The sequence below is a fragment of the Nonomuraea africana genome (assembly GCF_014873535.1).
GTDB lineage: Bacteria > Actinomycetota > Actinomycetes > Streptosporangiales > Streptosporangiaceae > Nonomuraea > Nonomuraea africana.
Genome location: NZ_JADBEF010000001.1, coordinates 7114176 through 7130517, shown reverse-complemented (window position 1 = coordinate 7130517; position 16342 = coordinate 7114176). Strand labels below are relative to the sequence as shown.

The 16342-nt window shown below is 70.4% G+C and carries 17 protein-coding genes; 10 read left to right on the top strand and 7 right to left on the bottom strand.

What is annotated here, in order from left to right; all coding sequences use genetic code 11:
- Positions 1-5: 5 nt before the first annotated feature.
- Complete coding sequence (locus tag H4W81_RS33860; protein ID WP_192778520.1) at positions 6-1292, bottom strand: DUF1254 domain-containing protein; 1287 nt, start codon at positions 1290-1292, stop codon at positions 6-8.
- Positions 1293-1556: 264 nt separating this feature from the next.
- On the opposite strand from H4W81_RS33860, the gene H4W81_RS33855 reads away from it, so the two are divergent.
- Together H4W81_RS33855 and H4W81_RS33850 are read left to right on the top strand one after the other, a co-directional pair.
- Complete coding sequence (locus tag H4W81_RS33855; RefSeq protein WP_192778519.1) at positions 1557-1919, top strand: STAS domain-containing protein; 363 nt, start codon at positions 1557-1559, stop codon at positions 1917-1919.
- A 49-nt stretch (positions 1920-1968) separates the two neighbouring features.
- Positions 1969-2823: an FRG domain-containing protein gene (locus H4W81_RS33850; protein ID WP_192778518.1), complete on the top strand. Its 855-nt coding sequence runs from the start codon at positions 1969-1971 to the stop codon at positions 2821-2823.
- Between the two features lie 3 nt (positions 2824-2826).
- Here the strand turns inward: H4W81_RS33850 and H4W81_RS33845 are convergent, their stop codons facing one another.
- Together H4W81_RS33845 and H4W81_RS33840 are read right to left on the bottom strand one after the other, a co-directional pair.
- Positions 2827-3279, bottom strand: a complete 453-nt coding sequence (locus H4W81_RS33845; protein ID WP_192778517.1) for a DUF4383 domain-containing protein — start codon at positions 3277-3279, stop codon at positions 2827-2829.
- A gap of 70 nt (positions 3280-3349) precedes the next feature.
- Positions 3350-3931 (bottom strand): hemerythrin domain-containing protein, encoded by a 582-nt coding sequence (locus tag H4W81_RS33840; protein WP_192778516.1) that lies wholly within the window; start codon positions 3929-3931, stop codon positions 3350-3352.
- Positions 3932-4106: 175 nt separating this feature from the next.
- On the opposite strand from H4W81_RS33840, the gene H4W81_RS33835 reads away from it, so the two are divergent.
- Positions 4107-5378 carry a DUF5994 family protein gene (locus tag H4W81_RS33835; RefSeq protein WP_192778515.1) on the top strand — a complete coding sequence of 424 codons (1272 nt, stop codon included), beginning with the start codon at positions 4107-4109 and terminating at the stop codon, positions 5376-5378.
- A 3-nt stretch (positions 5379-5381) separates the two neighbouring features.
- Here the strand turns inward: H4W81_RS33835 and H4W81_RS33830 are convergent, their stop codons facing one another.
- Entirely contained in the window at positions 5382-5759 is a 378-nt protein-coding gene (locus tag H4W81_RS33830) for an STAS domain-containing protein (RefSeq protein WP_192778514.1), read from the bottom strand.
- Between the two features lie 67 nt (positions 5760-5826).
- Positions 5827-6030 (bottom strand): cold-shock protein, encoded by a 204-nt coding sequence (locus tag H4W81_RS33825; RefSeq protein WP_192778513.1) that lies wholly within the window; start codon positions 6028-6030, stop codon positions 5827-5829.
- A gap of 351 nt (positions 6031-6381) precedes the next feature.
- Between H4W81_RS33825 and H4W81_RS33820 the strand changes: the two genes are divergently transcribed.
- From H4W81_RS33820 to H4W81_RS33790, 7 genes are all read left to right on the top strand, one after another.
- Positions 6382-6687, top strand: coding sequence for an STAS domain-containing protein (locus H4W81_RS33820; RefSeq protein WP_192778512.1), 306 nt, complete (start codon positions 6382-6384; stop codon positions 6685-6687).
- 121 nt (positions 6688-6808) lie between these two features.
- Positions 6809-7807 (top strand): LacI family DNA-binding transcriptional regulator, encoded by a 999-nt coding sequence (locus H4W81_RS33815; protein WP_192778511.1) that lies wholly within the window; start codon positions 6809-6811, stop codon positions 7805-7807.
- Entirely contained in the window at positions 7804-9066 is a 1263-nt protein-coding gene (locus tag H4W81_RS33810; RefSeq protein WP_192778510.1) for a sugar ABC transporter substrate-binding protein, read from the top strand. Before H4W81_RS33815 ends, H4W81_RS33810 begins: the two co-directional genes overlap by 4 nt.
- A gap of 2 nt (positions 9067-9068) precedes the next feature.
- A complete protein-coding gene (locus tag H4W81_RS33805; RefSeq protein ID WP_192778509.1) occupies positions 9069-10004 on the top strand; it encodes a carbohydrate ABC transporter permease in 936 nt (311 codons plus the stop codon).
- The gene (locus H4W81_RS33800; protein WP_192778508.1) at positions 10001-10816 is read left to right on the top strand and encodes a carbohydrate ABC transporter permease; all 816 of its coding nucleotides are present in this window, start codon (positions 10001-10003) and stop codon (positions 10814-10816) included. The genes H4W81_RS33805 and H4W81_RS33800 overlap by 4 nt, the downstream gene beginning before the upstream one ends.
- A gap of 17 nt (positions 10817-10833) precedes the next feature.
- Positions 10834-12357, top strand: a complete 1524-nt coding sequence (locus H4W81_RS33795; protein ID WP_192778507.1) for a glucoamylase family protein — start codon at positions 10834-10836, stop codon at positions 12355-12357.
- A 34-nt stretch (positions 12358-12391) separates the two neighbouring features.
- The gene (locus H4W81_RS33790) at positions 12392-14191 is read left to right on the top strand and encodes a GH39 family glycosyl hydrolase (RefSeq protein ID WP_192778506.1); all 1800 of its coding nucleotides are present in this window, start codon (positions 12392-12394) and stop codon (positions 14189-14191) included.
- Positions 14192-14206: 15 nt separating this feature from the next.
- Here the strand turns inward: H4W81_RS33790 and H4W81_RS33785 are convergent, their stop codons facing one another.
- The gene (locus H4W81_RS33785; RefSeq protein WP_225958923.1) at positions 14207-14932 is read right to left on the bottom strand and encodes a hypothetical protein; all 726 of its coding nucleotides are present in this window, start codon (positions 14930-14932) and stop codon (positions 14207-14209) included.
- Between the two features lie 71 nt (positions 14933-15003).
- The gene (locus tag H4W81_RS33780; protein ID WP_192778505.1) at positions 15004-16329 is read right to left on the bottom strand and encodes an FAD-dependent oxidoreductase; all 1326 of its coding nucleotides are present in this window, start codon (positions 16327-16329) and stop codon (positions 15004-15006) included.
- Positions 16330-16342 lie beyond the last annotated feature (13 nt).

The window sequence follows — 16342 nt, the reverse complement described above, 5'->3', positions numbered from 1 at the left end:
ACCCGTCAGCGCGGGGTGAGCCTGGGGAGGCGCCACTCGCCGTTCAGCACCTCGGGGGCGGGGCCGTACATGCGGAGGAGCACGGTGAAGGGGCCGTCGGGGGCGGGCAGCCAGTTGGTCACGCCCTCGGCGGGGCGCTCGCACTGGACGTACAGGGTCAGGCCGCCGTCGTCGTCGTAGACCAGGCCGGGGGTGCGGTCGCCGATCGAGTAGCGGTCCATGGGGTTCTCCACGAGCATCCGTGTGGGCAGCTCGTACATCGTGGCCGACCAGAAGAACCGCACGGGCGGCAGCTTCCCCGGGGGGAAGTGGATGACGTACTTCTTGTGGGCGCCGTCCGGCCGGTCGCCCTCGCTGTCCTTCAGCCACCCGGCGTAGAAGGCCTCCTCGGCAGGCAGGCCGTACAGGCCCCTGTCGGCGCCGACCGCGCGGCTCAGGTAGTCGTCGCCGAGTTCGGCGCGGGTGCCGAACAGGCCCGCGGAGGTGTCGACGGTGGATTCGGCCTTCTCCAGCATGGCGATGCCGTCCTCGATGCCCTGCTCCAGCGCCGCGCGCAGGTCGGGCGAGGGCGAGAAGGAGCCGGAGCCGTCCACGCCGATCGAGGCCAGCCTCCCGCGGATGCCCCGCTCCGAGGCCAGGACGGGGAAGAAGCGCAGCAGGAAGTCGAGGCGGGCGAAGAAGTCGACCCTTTCGAGCACCTCGTCGCGCCATACGGGCCAGTGGGGCTGCGGTATGGCGGGCGGCGGCGGCGTGCCGAGATAGGTGTGCAGGGGGCGCAGGTCGTAGCTGCGCTGGATGGCGCGCAGGGCCTTGACGTCGCCAGGACCCGCCAGATACGTACGGCCGAGCACGCCCACCAGGTAGGTGTCGGCGCGCAGCACCTGGTCGACGCCATCCGGTGTCGGGCCGTCCCAGCCGGGGCCCGCGATCAGGTAGGTCCCCGGCCCCTGCCCCGTCGCCCTGGACCCGACGAAGCCGATGTAGGACGTGTCCAGATCGTGGAAGGCCAGGACGTAGTAACGGTCGATCGCGGGCACCGACAGGACGTACGGCTCGGCCCGCACACCCAGCCACGCCCAGGAGAAGGAGGTGTCGTTGTTCGGCAGCACCACGTCGGTGCTGTGGGGGGTGGACGGCTCGGCGTAGTGGCGGAAGTGGCCGAAGCCGCCCATGTAATGGGGATCGTCGACGTCGATCGCCTGCTTGTACATGGTCCGGTAGTTCAACAGCAGCGGGAAGCCGTACACCCAGCCTTCCGCCGCGATGCGCCGCGCCTCGGCCGTATCGACCATGATCGCCCTCCGTCAGCCGTTTCGGAGGAGATGCCCTGCCGTCCGCCTGCCCGCAATCCCCGAACGGTCAAGACTTGGCCGTGTTCCGTTCCAGGGCTGCGGTGTCCGGAGGCGGTGTCCTGCCGCGCCCCGGTGCCCGATGGAGATCGCTCGCATGTGTGACTCCCTTCCGCCCCGAGCATCCTGCCGTCGGAGTGCACCGCGCGGGACGAACGGGGCGAGTATGATCATTGGGCTCGCGCGCCGTCCCCCCCGGAGGTCCAGTTGGAGGCGTTGAGCCTGTCGTGTCAGCACCTGCCGGGCGTCACCCTGATCCAGGTGGGTGGTGAGCTCGACGTGACCAACGACGCGCAATTCGCGGCGTTCGTCCGGCAGGCCCGCCGACGGCCCGCCGACCATCTCGTCTTCGACCTCGGCGAGCTGACGTTCATGGGGAGCAGCGGCCTGAGAGTCGTGCTCGACGCCTACCGGTCGGGCGGGAGTCACGGCGGCGCCGTCTATCTGGCGGCGCTCCGGCCCGAACCCGCTCGTCTCGTCGAGATCACCGGCGCCGGCCGCCATCTGCGGGTGCACGCCACGGCCCAGGAGGCGCTCGCCCACGCCCTCGCCGCGGGCTCCGCCGGGTAACCGGCCTGCTCCGAAGTGTGGAGCCGGATGGGTGGGGCAGCAGAGGTCAATGGGGATGGCCAAGGTGTCGTCGTGGCGTGAGCTCGACGACGCGATCACCGCGGTCGACCGCAGGCACGGTTCCGGCCAGGCGCACTCGACGCTGGTCTTCCGCGGCCTGGCGAGGAGCGACTACTCCCACGTGTCGGGGCTGGCCAGGCTCAAGGGTGACTTCGCCGCCCTGGAGCCGCACCTTATCCGCAACTTCCGCAAGTACGCCCATCGCCAGACGCCTGGTTCGACCGTGTGGGACTGGCTGGCTCTCGGCCAGCACCACGGCCTGCCCACGCGACTGCTGGACTGGACCTTCTCGCCGCTGGTGGCCCTGCACTTCGCCACCGCCTCGTGGCCGAAGGACGACGCCGTGCTGCTGGCCGTGGACTGCGCGGGAGCGCACCGGTTGCTGCCCGAACGGCTGCGCGCGGTGCTCGACCGTGAGGGCGCGCTGCTCTTCACGACCGAGATGCTGGCCGAGGAGGCGGGGTCCCTGGCGCGCTTCGACACGCTGAGCGACGAGCCGTTCCTGACCTTCTTCGAGCCGCCGTCACTGGACGAGCGGGTGGTCAACCAGTCGTCGGTGCTGTCGGCGATCTCCTGCCCGAGGTTCCAGGTCGAGCAGTGGCTCGCCGGGCACGAGCGGCTGTGGTGGGCGTGGACGATCCCCTCCACGGTCAAGGCGGAGATCAGGGAGCGGCTCGACCAGGCCAACGTCACCGAGCGGGTGCTGCTGCCGGGTCTCGACGGGCTGGCGGCCTGGCTGCGCCGCTACTACACGCCCGGCCTCGCCGGCTCGGACGAGGACGGCGGCGCGTCAATGAGCGGCATGGAGGCAGACCGCCAGCGAGAGGGCCGGATGGGCGGCTGATCCTCAGTGCTTGCGCGCGGTGGGCATGCGGCCCCGCGCCAAGAGGAAGCCCAGGGCGAGCATGCCCGCGCCCAGGACGAGGTGCAGCCAGTTGTCGGCGACGTTGACAGGGACGAAGTTCGCCGCGCTGTCGCGGTCGATGAGCATGCCGTACAGCCAGAGCAGCAGGTAGATCACCCCTCCGCCGATGAGGAAGTTGCGGGCGCCCACCCAGGTCCGGGCCAGCAGGATGCCCGCGACGCCGAACAGCAGGTGGACGATGTTGTGCAGGATCGAGACCTGGAACACGCCGAGCAGGAGCGCGTCGGAGCGGTGACCGGCGAACCCCAGCTCGTCGTAGTTGGCGGTGACGCCTGGGATGAAGCCCAGCACACCGACGAGCAGGAACACCGCGCCCACGACGAGCGCGGCGAGCTGCACGGGCGAGGTACGGGCAGGGGTGCGAGGGGTGCCCATGGCAGACCTCCCTGGAAGCCGTTGATACCCTGACCAGCTACCCGAGAGAGATCGGACCAGACCTCGAGGCTCAGGACCGCTTGCCCAGGGCGGCGGCCAGCTCCCTCTTGGTCATCCTGGACCGTCCGGGCAGGTCCATGGCCTTCGCCTTCTCGTAGAGCTCCTCCTTGGTGAGCGCCGCGTCGGGGCTCGCCTTCTGGGCGGGCACGCGCAGCGCCAGCATCTCCTGGTCCCTGCGCTCCTTGAAGGCCTTGCCCAACTGCTGGAGCCGCTTGGTGCCCGCGGCCTTGGCGAGGGCGGGCAGGATCTCGTTCTCCTCCTCCTTGACGTGCTGGGTGACCGACTCGACCAGCTTCTTGAGCACCCCGTCGAACTCCGGGCTGTCCGGCCTGGTGGCCTTGAGCTGGTCGAGGAGGATCTCGGCCTCCTTGTGCTCCTCGACGCTGTGGTGGATCTCGCCCTTCTCGGAGGGGGTGGTCTCGCGGATCGTCGGGTAGACCCGGTCCTCCTCCGCCCGCGCGTGCGCGGTCAGCAGCGCGGCGAGCTCGGCCACGTCGGCCTTCCTGCTGTCGGGCTTGCTCTGCAGCCGCGCGAAGAGGGCTTCGACCTTACGGTGGTCGCTGGTGATGAGTGTGATGACGTCTGTGCTCATGTGAGGGCGCCTACCCCCGAGTGCGCAAGCTATCCCCGGTGGTCAGTGCCACTCGTGCGACCACCGGCAGGCGTAGACTGGCGGTAACCGAGGAAGTCCCGTGCGCCGGCATTCGCATCGACGCGGACCCCGGTCAGCAGTCGGCTCCTCGCGAGTCGGAGACAGGCGGCACGTCATGATGCCGAACCACACCACCGAGCTCGCCGACGTGCGACTGCTCCTCGAACCGACGGAATCCCGGGACGGGCTCCTGCACGGGGCCTGGTGGCCGCGCTCCCACGACCTGCGCCGCGAGCTGGGCGGTCTCGTCACCGAGCTGGGCCGGAGTCTCGGCCCGATCCTCCGCGTCCGCGTCGACCACGACGCGTGGAACGACGTGCCGTCCAGCCTCATGGTCTCCGGCCGGTTCCTCAGGGTCGGCGACTTCCCCTCACCGGCGGGGACGATCACCGTGATCCGCGGCGACCAGGACGGGTTCCTGCTGCTGGTGGTGCCGCCCGAGACCACCGCCGCGCGGGCCGCGAGCCTGATGGTCGCCGCCGCGCGAGCGGACAACGGGACCTGCGCGGCCGACCTGCTCGCCCGCGGGGACGACGCCGAGGAGACGCCGCCGGCGATCAGACTCGCGACCGTGCGCGACTACCGGCGCGGTGACGAGATGGCGGTCCTCGCGCTGATCAACGCCGATCGGCTGCCGGGACAGCCGCTGTGCTCGCCGGAGATGCTGGCCGCCGCCGTCCAGGGAACGTGCGCGGACAATCCGGCGCCCTGGGCCGAGCTCGATCCGCCCCGCACGCAGGTGATGATCGACCATTCGGGTGACGTGGTCGGCGTGATCTCCTACACGACCAGGGCGCGCGACGCGGCAGGACTCATCCTGTGGCTGCACGGGCGGGAGAACGTCAGCGTGATCGAGCCGCTCGTCGAGAGGGCGCTCGGCTGCCTGGCGAGCCGGGCCGTCGTCCACGCCTTCACCGTCGCCTCCGCGCTGACCTCGGGGCTCGGCGCGCTGCCCAGCATTCGCCGTCCGGTCACCCGCAAGGTGCTGGAGCACGCGGGATTCTCCGGGCGGGAGTCGTGGCGCTATCTGCACCGCGGGGTCAGGGGCCTGGGGCTCGCGCAGGCCAGCCCGCTGGTTCGGGTGGCGAGCTGCCTGAGGCCGTCCGGCTGGTGGCTCAGCGTCGACGAGCACGAGATCGGAGTCGAGGCGGTCGCGGGCACCCCTTCAGACGGGGTCGGGGTGCTGTGGTGGCTCGGGACGGACACCGCCCACGACGACGCGGCGCTCGACAAGGCACTGCTCGACCGGGCCCTCGCGCTGCTCTACGCGAACGGGGCACGGGAGATCGTGCTGTACGCCGAGGGCGAGCCGCTCCCGGCCAGGTCGCTGTTCGACACGGCGGGCTTCGTCGACATCGATCACCTGGCCTCGTACGCCCGGGGGTGAGGTCTATCTGGTGGCGGCGCGGGGCGGGGGGACGATCGTGGCGGACCGCCGGTAGATCGGGAGCTTGCGGTCTAGCCCCGTGAGGTGCAGCAACGTGACCACGGTGGGGCGGGGCGCGCTCACCCCGAAGTCGACGCCCCTGGCGCGGGCGCGGCGCTGCATGCCCACCAGGACGGCCAGGCCCGAGCTGTCGCAGAAGACGACGTCGGAAAGGTCGCAGACGAGCACGTTCGCGCTCTGGTCGAGCGCGTGCATCAGGAGGTCGCGCAGGGCGGGGCTGGTGAAGATGTCGATGTCGCCGTGCAGGCGGACGACGGTGGCGTCGGCGGGCATCGCCCGCGGGCCTGCCCTGAGAGCGGCTCGGGAACTAAGGATGATCATGGCAGGGTCCGATCGACGATGGGAATGGCTTGCGGCCCCGTGGCGGCACGGCCGCCACGAGCCGATCTCATAGCGGACGTACGGCCTGGGCCTGCGGGCCTCTGTCGCCCTGGGTCACCTCGAACTCGACGCGCTGGTTCTCGGCGAGGCTGCGGTAGCCGCCGGCGTCGATCGCGGAGAAGTGGACGAAGACATCGGGACCGCCGCCGTCGACGGCGATGAAGCCGAATCCCTTGTCATCGTTGAACCATTTCACGGTTCCCTGTGGCATGTGGCGTCTCCCTTGTCCGAGACGAAGGCGGGTCGCAGGCTCGCGCCCGCCGACCGGTTGTCGCAGCGGCGGTACCGCGCCTTCTCTCAACGAAACAGGGGCACACCCGTGCCATCCACGAGCGTGCGAGAGCAAACCACGTGCACGAAAAATTTCCGGCTGTCACATATAACGACGCGAGCCCGGTCGAGCATTCCCGCGGGGGAACCGCTCCCCAGGTAGACTATGGGCACCGAGGACATTCCGTGCGTTGGCATTCAGGCTCGCGTCGCCCGCGGCGATAGACGATTTCCGGCCCCTTTTCCGGACCCTGAGCAGGCGCACGACTCTTTTCTCCGATCGGAGCACCCCATGAACGTCCTCGGCACCGGGCCCTCGGCCGTCACCACCGTCGCGCTGTCCGGCGAGATCGACATCTTCTCCAGCGCCGCCCTGCGGGAGCGGCTGCTGGGCGTGCTGCGCGGCAGTTCGCGCCTGCTCGTCCTCGACCTGTCAGCAGTGTCGTTCTGCGACACCTCGGGTCTGGGTGTCCTGGTGGGCATCCAGCGCCGCGCCCGGTTGATGGGCATCACGCTCGCGCTGACCGGGGCGCTGCCGTACATGACCCAGCTGCTCCACACCACCGGCCTCGACCGCAGGCTCCCGACGCTGATCTGAGCCCGTCGGCACGACGGTTCTTTCACGCTCTCTTTACACGGCCTTCATCCGGCTGGCACACTGGTCGTTCTGTAAGCGCTTACACACGTTACTGTGAAAGCGCTTACAGTCAGGAGAGGTTATGGACGTGACCATTTACCAGGTGGCTCAGCGGGCCGGGGTGTCCATCGCGACCGTCTCGCGCGCGCTGCGCGGCACCGGGCCGGTGTCGTCCAAGACGCGGCAGAAGGTGCTCAAGGCGGTGGAGGAGCTCAACTTCACGCCCAGCAGGCTCGGCGTCAGCCTGGCCGAGGGACGGCACGCCGCCAACGGCATCGTCTTCCCCAACCTCGCGGGTCCCTACTACACCGAGGTGCTCCTCGGGTACGAGGAGGTCGCCGCCGAGCTCGGCCGCTCCGTCGTCATCCTCTCGACGAAGGGCAGGCCCAACGTCCGCGAGGCGGTCAAGGAGCTCGCCGGACGGGTCGACGGCCTGGTCGTCTTCGGCAGGACCGCGCCCGACGACCTGGTCGCCGAGCTGATCGGCGTGGGCATGCCGCTGGTGTTCATCTCGAGAGAGCCCATGGCCGGCGCCGACACCCTGCGCAGCGAGAACATCGAGTCGGCCAGGAAGCTCGCCCTGCACCTTCGCGGGCACGGCTACACCCGCTACGCCTTCCTCGGCGCGCCCTACGCGCCGGGCGACGACATCTCCCAGCGGTGGGAGGGCGTGTCCGGCGTCCTGGGCGAGCGGATCGAGCCCGTCCTCACCGCCGAGTACACCGTCGAGAGCGGCCACGAGGCCGCGCTCCGGCTGCTGCGCTCGCCGAACCGGCCGCAGGCGCTCATCTGCTCGGACGACGAGGTGGCGCTCGGCGCGCTGCTGGCGGCGGAGGAGCTCGGCCTCGCCGTACCCGACGATCTGGCGGTCACCGGATGGGACGACATCATGGCCGCCCGCCATGCCCGCCCCGCGCTCACCACCATCCGCCAGCCGATGCGAGAGATGGGTGCGCGGGCCGCGAGAGCGCTCGACGAGCTGATCAGCGGCGTCCGCGAGACCTGCGCCCACCTGAACCTGGCCACTGAGCTCGTCATTCGTGCGAGCTGCGGTCATCACCCCCAGGAGGACCACAAGTGAACACTCTCACCAGGCGCTCGGCCGTCGGGCTGCTCGCCGTCACCCTCACGCTGAGCGCCTGCGGACGCGGCGCGGACCAGGCCCCCGAGCAGGCCGTCGACGTCAAGACCGACAAGGTCGCCGGTGAGGTCACCGTGTGGGCGATCGGTGAGGAGGGCAAGGCCCTCGGCGCGTTCGCCAAGGACTTCGAGGCCGCCAACCCCGGCGTCACGATCAACGTGACGCCCCTGGGCTGGGACGTCGCGCACGACAAGATCACCTCCGCGATCGCCGGCAACGCCACCCCCGACGTGAGCATGATCGGCTCCACCTGGTCGGGCGAGCTGTCCAAGACCGGCGCGCTGGACCCGACGCCGGGCAACCTGTTCGACAAGTCGGCGTTCTTCCCCGGCGCCTGGCAGACGGTCGACGTGAACGGCACCGCGTATGGCGTGCCGTGGTACGTCGAGACCCGCGTGCTGTTCTACCGCAAGGACCAGGCCGAGAAGGCGGGCGTGCAGGCGCCGAAGACCTGGGCGGAGTTCAAGACGTTCGTCAGGGCGCTCAAGGAGAAGGGCGGCGCGAAGAACGGCTTCAACCAGGGCTACCTGCTCGGCTCCTGGCAGGAGGTGCTGCCGCTCATCTGGCAGGCGGGCGGCGAGATCGTCAAGGACGGCCGCTACACCTTCGACACCCCCGAGGCGGTCGCGGGGCTGAAGCAGTACGCGTCGCTGTTCGAGGAGAAACTGGCGCCCACCGACACCCCCGAGGGCGCCTTCCCGCAGAACTTCATCAAGGGCGAGGTCGGCGGCTTCTTCCTCGGCCCGTGGATGATGGGCGTCCTGACCAGCGACGGCGGCGCCGGCTTCGCGGACAAATTCGACGTCGCGCCCTACCCCAAGGGCCCGGTCGCCGGCACGAGCTTCGTGGGCGGCGCCGACCTGGTGGTCTTCAAGAAGGCAAAGAACCGCGACGCGGCGTGGAAGTTCCTGCGGTGGCTCACGGAGCCGAAGGTGCAGGCCAAGTGGTACACCACGGTCAAGGCGCTGCCCAGCGTGCAGGCCGGGTGGCAGGAGCCCGAGCTGACCGCGGACCCACGGCTCAAGGTGTTCGGCGAGCAGCTCAAGGACGCCAAGACCCCGCCGCCGTTCCCGACCTGGGAGCAGGTCGCCAAGGTCATGGAGACCGAGCTGGAGAAGCTGGCCCGCGGTAAGTCGACGCCCGAGGAGACGGCCAAGGCGATCCAGGCGCAGGCCGACACGATCGGCACCGGCGTGTAGTCATGGCCGTCCTCGTGAAGGAGTCGAAGCCGGGGCCCGCCACGGCCGGTATCCGGCTGAGAAGCCCACTGCGACAGGCGGGCGCGGGCTGGATCTTCGTGCTGCCCTTCGTCGTCATGTTCGTGGTCTTCTACCTCGGGCCGTTGTTCGTCGGCATCGGCATGAGCTTCACCGACATGCGCAGCACCGACGTCGCCGACCCGCTGGGCGTGAACGTCGTCGGAGTCGACAACTACCTGCGCCTGTTCAACGACGAGACGATGAGGAAGGCGGCGTTCAACACCGTCGTCTTCGTCGTCACGGCCCTGCCGCTCACGATCGGGCTGGGCCTCGGCGCGGCGGTCATGCTCAACTCGGGGATCGCCAGGCTGCCCGCCGCCTTCTTCAGGCTCGGCTACTACCTGCCCAACATCACCAGCATCATCGGCATCGCGGTGGCCTGGAAGTTCCTGCTCGAACCGGAGGCCGGCCTGGTCAACAGGCTGCTCGGCCTGGTCGGCCTCGAAGGCGCCGCCTGGCTGCAGAACGAGGCCACCGCGCTGCCGTCGATCATCGTGATGACGGCCTGGCGCAGCTTCGGCTTCACCATGGTCGTCCTGCTCGCCGCGTTGCAGGCCATTCCCCGGGAGCTGTACGAGGCGGCCGAGGTGGACGGCGCGGGGCGCTGGGAGCGGTTCCGCTCGGTCACCGTCCCCGCGCTGCGGCCCGTGCTGCTGTTCTGCACCGTCTACAGCTCGGTCGGCTTCATGCAGTTCATGGAGGAGGTGCTGGTCATGACCAAGGGCGGCCCGCTCAACTCCACGATCTCCGCCTCGCTGGCGATCTTCAACCAGTTCGGCGTCGGCAACTACGGCTACGCGGGAGCCGCCTCGACCGTTCTGTTCACGGTCATCGTGGCCCTTGCCGTCCTGCAGCTCAGGATCGGGAGGTCCCGATGACCCGCCGCCAGCGCCTGATCACCTACACCGGTCTGAGCCTGGGGCTGCTCCTGGTGATCGGCCCGTTCCTGTGGACGGCGCTCAGCTCGGTCAAGCCCGAGTCGGAGATCAGGCGGAACCCGCCGACCCTCTGGCCGGAGTCGTTCACCCTCGGCAACTTCACCGAGTTGTTCGAGCGGGTGAACATCGGCGGCGCGTTCGTCAACAGCGTGATCGTCGCGCTGGTGCTCGTCGTCAGCAACGTGCTGCTCTGCACGATGGTGGGCTACGCCTTCGCCAAGCTGGAGTTCAGGGGCAAGAACCTGGTGTTCGGCCTGGTCATGATCCAGATGGCCATCCCCGCCATCGTGCTGATGATCCCGCAGTTCGTGCTGATCGCCAAGCTCGGCATGGTCAACACCTTCGTCGGGATCATCCTGCCCACGCTGGTCGGGCCGCTCGGCATCTTCATGATGCGGCAGTTCATCACCGACCTGCCCGACGAGCTGATCCACGCCGCCCGCGTCGACGGGGCCAGGGAGTTCCGCATCTTCTTCCGGATCATCCTGCCGCTGTGCGGGCCACCGCTGGCGACGCTCGGGCTGATCACCTTTCTGGGGGCGTGGAACAACTTCCTGTGGCCGGCCGTCGTCGCCCAGAGCGAGAGCATGTACACCCTGCCCGTGGCGCTGAACATCCTCAACGGCCACGAGGGCACCCACTACAACCTGCTGGTCGCGGGGTCGGTCGTGGTCATCGCGCCGATCCTGTTCCTCTTCGTCTTCCTGCAGCGCTTCTTCGTCCAGGGCATCGCCACCACCGGCATCAAGTAGCCAAGGAGAAACCCCCCATGCGCAAGACGGTTCTCACCGGCATGCTCGCACTCGGCCTGCTGGCCTCGACGGCTCCGGCCGCCACCGCCGAGGGGCAGCGGGGCGGTGGCGACAGGCTGACGCTGCGCGCGTACGCCGCCGCGACCTGGCGCTCGATGGCCGCCATGGTCGACCCCGTGACGGGCGTGCCGTCCGACAAGGTGTCCGGCGACCTCAGGACCAGGGCCAAGGTCACCTCGCCGACGAACATCGCCACCTACCTGTGGTCCGTCTTCACCGCGCGCGACCTCGGTCTCATCACCCCCGGCCAGGCGACCACCCGGGTGCGGAAGGTGCTGGACGCGCTGGCCGCGATGGAGCGGCACGAGCCCACCGGCCAGTTCTTCAACTGGTACGACCCGGCCACCCTCCGGCTGGTGCGGACCTGGCCGGAGAACGGCGATCCCGTACGGCTGTTCGCCTCCAGCGTGGACAACGGCTGGCTGGCCGCCGCGCTCATGATGGTGCCGCAGGCGGTGCCGTCGCAGGGCGACCGGGCCAGGGCGATCCTCACGAAGATGAACTTCGCCGCCTACTACGACAAGGACGCCCGTCCCGACGCGGGAACCGGCCTGCTGCGCGGCGGATTCTGGGTGGACAGGCCCGCCGGCTGCTCGGTGGAGAGCGACTACGCGGGCACCGGCGTCACTGTGTACTCCACCTGCCACCACTACGGCGCGCCGGGCGAGACCAGGATCGGCACGTACGTCGGCATCGCCCTCGGCCAGCTGCCGAAGGAGCACTACTTCGGCATGTACCGCACCTTCCCCGACAGCGGCTGCGACTGGGCCTGGCAGGACCAGAAGCCGGTCGGGAGCTGGAAGGAGCACCTGGGCGTCAAGGTCTGGGAGGGCACGTACGGCTACCGCGGCATGCGGCTGGTCCCGACCTGGGGCGGCTCGATGTTCGAGGAGCTGATGAACGACCTGATCGTGCCGGAGTCGGCCTGGGCGCCGAACAGCTGGGGCCGCAACCACCCGGTCTTCGTCAGGGCGCAGATCGAGCACGGCCTGACCGAGGCGGGCTACGGCTACTGGGGCTTCTCGCCCTCCAACGACCCCCACGGCGGCTACCGCGAGTACGGCGTCGACGGCCTCGGCCTGCAGGCGGAGGGCTACACCTCCGACAGGGAACGCACCAGCGTCGATCCCGGCTACGAGGGCTGCCGCCCGGCGCAGCCCGAGCCGACCTCGTACGGCGACGGCGTGGTCACCCCTCACGCGGCCTTCCTCGCCTACCGCTACGCGCCCGAGCAGGCGCTGGCCAACCTGGCCAGGCTGAAGCAGAACTTCGACGCCTACGGGCCTGGCGGCTTCTACGACGCCGTCGCCGTCCGCTCGGGCAAGGTCGCCAAGGCCTACCTCGCGCTCGACCAGGGGATGATCATGGCCTCCCTCGGCAACGCGCTGGCCGGCGACAACATGCGCCGCTACTTCGCCACTCCCGAGGTGGCGGCCAAGCTCAGGCCCGTCCTGTCCCTCGAGGACTGGGACGTCAAGTAACGCTCTGTCACTTCGATCGGGGAGAAGCCCTTCCATGAGTACGGCTGACGCCGCGCGCCGCGACTGGCGAGAACGCATTTACCAGACCTCGGGGGAGATCGCGCCGGTCTCCGAGCTCACGCTCGACGCCCCCGCCGGGCTGCGGGCGACACCGGGGGCGGGCCAGGTGACGCTCACCTGGGAGCCGGTGCCGGGGGCCATCGGGTATCTCCTGCACAGGGACGGCGTCTCGGTGAAGCAACCGGACGTGGACGTGCCGGCCGTACCGGGGTGCCGGTACGTCGACACCGGGCACGGCGCGGCCTCGTACCAGGTGGCGGCGATCGCGGCGATGGAGGTGACCGGCCCGTTCTGCGAGCCGGTGCAGGCCGCCCCGAGGGAGGGGGCGGGCGCGGTCACGGTCACGGTGGACGCCGCGACCGTGACGGGGGAGCTGGCCCGCCCGTGGAGGTTCATGATCGGCTCCGAGCACCTGTCGTACCTCCTGTGCCAGGACACGTCGGGCGGCAGGCCGATCGGCGCGGAGCTCACCGAGGCGCTGCGGACGATGCGCGAGGAGCTCGGCGTGCGCACGGTGCGCGCGCATGCGATCCTCGGCGACGACCTCGGCGTCTACAAGGAGATCGACGGCAGGGCGGTCTACGACTTCAGCGGGGTCGACCAGGTGTACGACACGATCATGTCGCTCGGGCTGCGGCCGATCGTGGAACTCGGCTACATGCCGCGCGACCTGGCCGCCGACCCGTCCAGGACGGTGTTCGGGTACCAGGCGATCATCTCGCCGCCCAAGGACTTCGAGGCGTGGGGCGATCTGGTCCGCGCCCTGGTGGAGCACCTGGCCGAGCGCTACGGCATCCAGGAGCTCGTCGACAACTGGGCCTTCGAGGTGTGGAACGAGCCCAACCTGGCGGTGTTCTGGTCGGGCACGCCCGAGGAGTTCTTCCTGCTCTACGACGTCAGCGCGGCGGCGGTGAAGAACGTCCACCCCGGCCTGCGGGTGGGCGGTCCCTCGTCGGCGGCCAACGGCTGGGTGGAGGAGCTGCTGGCGCACGTGGCCGAGTCGGGGGCCGCGCTCGACTTCGTCTCCACCCACACCTACGGCAACGCGCCGCTCGACTGGCGTCCCGCGCTGGCCAGGCACGGTCGCGAGGGCACCCCGATCTGGTGGACCGAGTGGGGTCCCACCCCCACGCACTTCCACGGCATCGGCGACGGCCCCTTCGGCGCCACCTTCCTGCTGCACGGGATGAAGTCGGCCGCGGGCAGGCTGGAGGCGCTGTCGCACTGGGTGGCCTCCGACCACTTCGAGGAGCTCGGCCGTCCGCCGAGACTCTTCCACGGCGGGTTCGGCCTGCTGTCGGTCGGCAACCTGCGCAAGCCCCGCTTCCACGCGCTCGCCCTGGCCGACCGGCTCGGCGATCAGGAGCTGGCGGCCGCCGTCGACGGGGACGTGGCGGGCGTCGAGGCGTGGGCGGCCCGGCACGAGGACGGCAGGGTCGGGGTGCTGGTCTGGAACGGCACGCTCAACCAGGCACAGGCGGACGGGGCGCCGGAGCTGACCCGCGCGGTGCGGTTGCGGGTCGACGGCCTGTCCGGCAGCGGCTACCTGCTCACCCACCACCGGATCGACGAGACACACTCCAACATCAAGGCGGTGTGGGAGTCGATGGGCGGCGGCGACTGGCCGGTGGGCGAGCAATGGGAACGGCTGGCCGCGGCCGACGCCATCGACGAGTACGCGGCGGCCGTGGAGGTGTCGGGGGAGATCGCGCTCGAGTTCGACCTGCCGATGCCGGGGGTCTCCTTCGTCGAGCTCATCCCCGTGCCAGCCTGACCTCGTCCCGCGTGGTCACCCCGAGACGCCGAGGAAGAAGGCGGCGGGGACCAGCGCGATCGTCAGCGCCACGGCCCACCACCTGGGCCTGGGGGCCGCCCTCAGGACGGTGACCCCGAGCGGGACGAGCGCGACGGCCAGGCCGAGGAGGGCGACGAGGGAGACCGGGTCGCCGCTGCCCTTGAGCACGCCGAGCGGCAGCCCGGTCGCGAGCGCCAGGGCGGCGCACCGCACCATGCCGACGGCCCGCGAGCCCAGGGCCCCGGCGCGGAAGGCGCCGACGGCGAGCACGATCCAGCCGGTCATGATGCAGACGTTGACCGCCTTGAAGACGTGGAAGGCGCCGTAGGTGGCGGCGACCGCCCGCTGCGCGGCCGCCAGCCCGAGGGCGTCGACCAGCTGGAAGGCCAGGTGGCTCACGCCCGCGTGGAAGACGCGGCCGAACAGACCGAGGATCACCAGCGTGGCGCCCCACCTGGCCCAGCCGGGGTGGGTGCCGGCGATCCCGCGGGCCAGCGCGGTCACGGCGGGCCACAGCAGGACCGTTCCCGCGGCGAAGAGGCTGTAGGAGAGGACCATCCGGCCCGGCTGGGCGGCGTAGGCGGCCAGCTGGCCGGGGAAGAAGTCGGCCTCCCCGATCCGCGCCAGCACGCCCGCGATGAGCAGCAGCGGGCCGAGGACCAGGCTGACGCCCTCGACCCACGGGCCGGGAACGGTTCGCGGCGCTTGCGTGATCGTCATGCGCACCATTGAATCGGCGGCGCCGCGCGGGCGCATGGGCGTGAGGGCGAGACCTGGAGGTAGACCCAGCACTACCGCTTGCCGCGCCGTACCGCCGATGATCTCAGCCCCGCCGCGAGGGCCGTGGCCAGAACGGCGGCGGCCGCCGCCCCGAGGAGCCGCCGCTGCCCGCGCATCCTGCGCCTGACCTCGGCGTAGGGCACGGTGGAGAACGACACGAGCTCGTAGCGCGACATGTACCGGCCGGGCAGCACCCGCTCCAGGCCGTGCTCGACACTCCTGACCAGGCGGAACAGCGGCGAGGCCACCTTGTCGCGCATCTCGACGAAGTTGGCGAGCGCCATCTCGGCGATCGCGTCGGCGTTCTCCTTGCGCCGCTCCTCGAACAGCGGCAGCGCCCGCTCCCACCGGCCGCCGCTCTCCTCCAGGCACCGGTCGAGCTCGACCACGTCCTCGAAGCCGCAGTTGGCGCCCTGGCCGTAGAAGGGCACGATCGCGTGCGCCGCGTCGCCGATCAGGCCCACCCTGCCACCGGCGTGCCAGGGCGCGCAGCGGACGGTGCCGAGCAGGCCGACGGGGTTGTGCCGGTAGTCGTCGGCCAGATTCGGGATGAGCGGGACCACGTCGGGGTAGTGCGTGCGGAAGTGCCGTTCGACGGCCGCGGGGCTGCTCAGCGAGGCGAAGCTGGAGGTGCCGCCGGTCGGCCAGAACATCGTGCAGGTGAAGGAGCGGTCGGGATTGGGCAGCGCGATCATCATGGAGGTGCCGCGGGGCCAGATGTGCAGCGCGCCCGGATCCAGCGCGAACCGCCCGTCGACCGCGGGGATGGTCAGCTCCTTGTAGCCGTGGTCGAGGAAGTCCAGGCTCTCCTCGATGGCTCCGTGGGCGAGCAGCTCCCCGCGTACGGCCGAGCCTGAGCCGTCCGCGCCGAGCACCACGCCCGCCTCGGCCAGGACGTCGCCGTCCTCGGTCGCGAACGTCATCGTCCCGGTTTCGGGGTCGAGGCCGGTCAGCTGGTGCCCGAAGACGATCTTCACGCCGGGGGCCGACTCGGCCGCGTCGAGCAGCGTGTTGTTGAGCGCGCCCCTGCTGATCGAGTTGATGGCCCGCTCGCCGTCGTGGCTGTAGCTCTGGAAGTCCAGCGGGCCGGACACCGGGTGGATCATCCGGCCGCGCATCGGCAGCGCGTCGGCCAGCACCCGCTCCTCCAGGCCGATCCTGCGCAGCGCGTCCAGCCCGCGTTCGGAGATGGCGAGGTTGATCGACCTGCCGCGCTCCACGACGCCGCCGCGTGGGTCCGGCCGCCGCTCGTAGACGGTCACGTCGAGTCCGCGCCTGCCCAGATAGCACGCGAGCAGGCAGCCGGTGAGCCCCGCGCCGACGATGGCCACGTTCATGGTGTCCTTCGCT

What these genes read in the sequence shown, in the direction of transcription:
- H4W81_RS33860 (WP_192778520.1), bottom strand. Translation starts at nt 1,292, where the DNA reads ATGGTCGATACGGCCGAGGCGCGGCGCATCGCGGCGGAAGGCTGGGTG.
- H4W81_RS33850 (WP_192778518.1), top strand. Translation starts at nt 1,969, where the DNA reads ATGGGGATGGCCAAGGTGTCGTCGTGGCGTGAGCTCGACGACGCGATC.
- H4W81_RS33845 (WP_192778517.1), bottom strand. Translation starts at nt 3,279, where the DNA reads ATGGGCACCCCTCGCACCCCTGCCCGTACCTCGCCCGTGCAGCTCGCC.
- H4W81_RS33840 (WP_192778516.1), bottom strand. Translation starts at nt 3,931, where the DNA reads ATGAGCACAGACGTCATCACACTCATCACCAGCGACCACCGTAAGGTC.
- H4W81_RS33835 (WP_192778515.1), top strand. Translation starts at nt 4,107, where the DNA reads ATGATGCCGAACCACACCACCGAGCTCGCCGACGTGCGACTGCTCCTC.
- H4W81_RS33830 (WP_192778514.1), bottom strand. Translation starts at nt 5,759, where the DNA reads ATGATCATCCTTAGTTCCCGAGCCGCTCTCAGGGCAGGCCCGCGGGCG.
- H4W81_RS33825 (WP_192778513.1), bottom strand. Translation starts at nt 6,030, where the DNA reads ATGCCACAGGGAACCGTGAAATGGTTCAACGATGACAAGGGATTCGGC.
- H4W81_RS33820 (WP_192778512.1), top strand. Translation starts at nt 6,382, where the DNA reads ATGAACGTCCTCGGCACCGGGCCCTCGGCCGTCACCACCGTCGCGCTG.
- H4W81_RS33815 (WP_192778511.1), top strand. Translation starts at nt 6,809, where the DNA reads ATGGACGTGACCATTTACCAGGTGGCTCAGCGGGCCGGGGTGTCCATC.
- H4W81_RS33805 (WP_192778509.1), top strand. Translation starts at nt 9,069, where the DNA reads ATGGCCGTCCTCGTGAAGGAGTCGAAGCCGGGGCCCGCCACGGCCGGT.
- H4W81_RS33800 (WP_192778508.1), top strand. Translation starts at nt 10,001, where the DNA reads ATGACCCGCCGCCAGCGCCTGATCACCTACACCGGTCTGAGCCTGGGG.
- H4W81_RS33795 (WP_192778507.1), top strand. Translation starts at nt 10,834, where the DNA reads ATGCGCAAGACGGTTCTCACCGGCATGCTCGCACTCGGCCTGCTGGCC.
- H4W81_RS33790 (WP_192778506.1), top strand. Translation starts at nt 12,392, where the DNA reads ATGAGTACGGCTGACGCCGCGCGCCGCGACTGGCGAGAACGCATTTAC.
- H4W81_RS33785 (WP_225958923.1), bottom strand. Translation starts at nt 14,932, where the DNA reads ATGACGATCACGCAAGCGCCGCGAACCGTTCCCGGCCCGTGGGTCGAG.
- H4W81_RS33780 (WP_192778505.1), bottom strand. Translation starts at nt 16,329, where the DNA reads ATGAACGTGGCCATCGTCGGCGCGGGGCTCACCGGCTGCCTGCTCGCG.